The sequence below is a fragment of the Xenorhabdus sp. NBAII XenSa04 genome (genome assembly GCF_963866145.1).
Taxonomy (GTDB): domain Bacteria; phylum Pseudomonadota; class Gammaproteobacteria; order Enterobacterales; family Enterobacteriaceae; genus Xenorhabdus; species Xenorhabdus indica.
The window spans coordinates 1-2,765 of sequence record NZ_CAWMEB010000024.1 but is presented as its reverse complement, the minus strand read 5'-3'; the positions used below and the strand labels follow the sequence as shown (position 1 = coordinate 2,765).

General features: G+C 56.1%; 1 protein-coding gene. It reads left to right on the top strand.

What is annotated here, in order from left to right:
* A partial coding sequence (locus tag AAC147_RS01360) for a non-ribosomal peptide synthetase (protein ID WP_047678817.1) occupies positions 1 to 2,765 on the top strand: 2,765 nt, incomplete at both ends.

Below are 2,765 nucleotides of genomic sequence, written 5' to 3'. Positions count from 1 at the left end.
GTACGGGATAGCGTGCAGGCTGCCCATCGTCGGCTGGCGGGATTACTACCCCATGAACATGCGTCACTGGCGCTGGCGCAGCAGTGTAGCGGGGTTGATCGTGGTACACCTCTTTTTAGTGCGTTGTTGAATTACCGACACAATGTCTTATTGGGAATGTCAGGTGAACTGGTCAGTGGGATTGAGTTTGTTGGGGAACAGGAGCGGACCAACTATCCCTTTGTGTTGTCAGTGGAAGATTTTGGTGAGACGTTGGGCTTAACGGCGCAGGTCGTGCAGCCGTTTGAGCCAGCGAGAATATGCGGCTATATGCAGCAGGCGCTGGAAAGTCTGGTGGAGGCGCTGGAACAGGCGCCGGAAACCCCGGTACGGCAGTTGAACATCCTGCCGGAAGCAGAACGTACACTGTTATTAAGCACCTGGAATGCAACGGAAACAGCCTACCCTGAAGCGTTGTGTATTCACCAGTGGTTTGAACAACAGGCAGCGAAAACCCCGCAGGCCACGGCACTGGTCTATGAAAGCCAGACACTCAGTTACGCAGAATTAAACGCCCAGGCTAACCGGCTGGCACATCAGTTGATTGAACTGGGTATTGAACCAGAGCAACGGGTTGCCATTTGTGTGGCACGCACCCCGGCCATGGTGGTCGGGGTGCTGGCCGTCTTAAAAGCCGGCGGAGCCTATGTACCGCTGGATCCGGCTTATCCGGGAGAGCGTCTGGCCGACAATCTGAGGGATACAGCGCCAGCGATAGTGTTGGCAGACAGTCTTGGCCGGTCAGCATTGGGTGATCCCGCACTGGCAGAACGAAACGTACTCGACCCGAATACCTCGTTTGACCAGCCAGATAGTAATCCGCAGATACCGGTATTGACTTCACGCTATCTGGCGTACGTGATTTACACTTCCGGTTCGACCGGCACCCCGAAAGGTGTGATGGTCGAGCATTGTGGGTTAGTTAACCTGATCCAGGATAAAATCACGCAATTCGCGATTGGTACGGAAAGCCGGGTGTTGCAGTTTGCTTCATTAAGTTTTGATGCCAGTGTCTGGGAAATCATGATGGCACTGTGCAGTGGGGCTACGCTGGCTATTCCCACTGACCATGTGCGGCAGAACCCGACCGCGTTATGGCATTATCTGGAAGCCCAGGCGATAACACATGCTTGCCTGCCCCCGGCTCTGCTTCATGACGGGGCGGATATACCGGTGTTATCGGTCAAACCCACCCTGATATTGGGGGGCGAAGCACCCAGTAGGGCGTTAATTCAGGCGCTGTGTGACCGGGTCACGCTATTCAATGCCTATGGCCCGACCGAGATAACGGTGTGTGCTGCGACCTGGCAGTGCCCGTCAGAGTATACCGATATCGGGGTGCCTATTGGGCGTCCAACGGCGAATACTCAGGTTTATTTGCTGGATGCACATGGTCAGCCAGTACCGCTGGGGGCGGTGGGTGAGCTGTATATTGGTGGGATAGGGGTGGCGCGGGGTTACCTGAACCGGCCTGAATTAACCGCTGAACGTTTCCTTCTCGATCCGTTCAGTGATAGTCCGGATGCGCGCATGTACCGTACCGGGGATTTAGCCCGTTACCGGCCGGACGGTAACCTGGAATTTCTCGGCCGTAATGACCAGCAGGTGAAAATTCGTGGCTTCCGTATTGAACCGGGGGAAATTGAAGCCCGGCTGGCCGGGCACCCCATGGTGCGTGAATCGGTGGTGCTGGCGCAGGGAGAAGGGCAGGATAAGCGCCTGGTGGCCTATGTGGTCGCGGCAGCGGATGAGGAATTGGTTAACCGCCTGCGCGCTCATCTGAGCGCAATCTTGCCGGATTATATGGTACCGGCCGCTTTTGTCCGTCTGGAGGCATTGCCACTGACCCCGAACGGGAAGTTGGATCATCGGGCGCTGCCGGCCCCGGACGGCGACGCCTTTGCCCGGCAGGCGTATGAAGCTCCACAGGGGACAACCGAAATGACGCTGGCAGCGATTTGGCGTGAATTACTCGGTATGGAGCAGGTCAGCCGCCATGACAGTTTCTTTGCGCTGGGGGGCCACTCCCTGCTGGCGGTACGTATGATTGAACGCCTGCGTCAGAAGGGATTAGCACTGACAGCACGGGAGTTGTTCCGGTCGCCGGTGTTGTCCGAGCTGGCGCAAACAGTGGGGCAGCATCAGGCCATCGAAATTCCGCCGAATGTGATTACCGTCGATACACAGCAACTGACCCCGTCCATGTTGCCGCTGGCAGATTTAACGCAGGCAGATATTGACCATATTGTCGGACAGGTGCCGGGCGGAGTGGAGAATATTCAGGATATTTATGCCTTATCGCCGTTGCAGGACGGAATTTTGTTCCACCATTTACTGGCACATGAAGGGGATCCGTACCTGTTGAGTAGCCAGATGGCGTTTGCTGACCGTGCGTTGCTGGATCGTTATCTGGCAGCAATGCAACGGGTGGTTGACCGTCACGATATTTTACGCACTGTCTTTATCTGGCAAAGCCTATCCGCCCCCGTGCAGGTCGTCTGGCGTCATGCTGCCTTATCAGTCATTGAACTCACACTGGATCCGGCAGAGGGGCCAGTGAGCGGCCAATTGGCGGCCCGTTTTAACATCAATTACCGTCTTGACCTGAGTGATGCGCCGTTATTGCGTTTTATGGTGGCGCAGGAAGCCGATGGCCGTTGGATTGCCCTGCAATTACTGCATCACCTGATTGGCGACCATGAAACGCTGGAAGTGATGCACCGTGA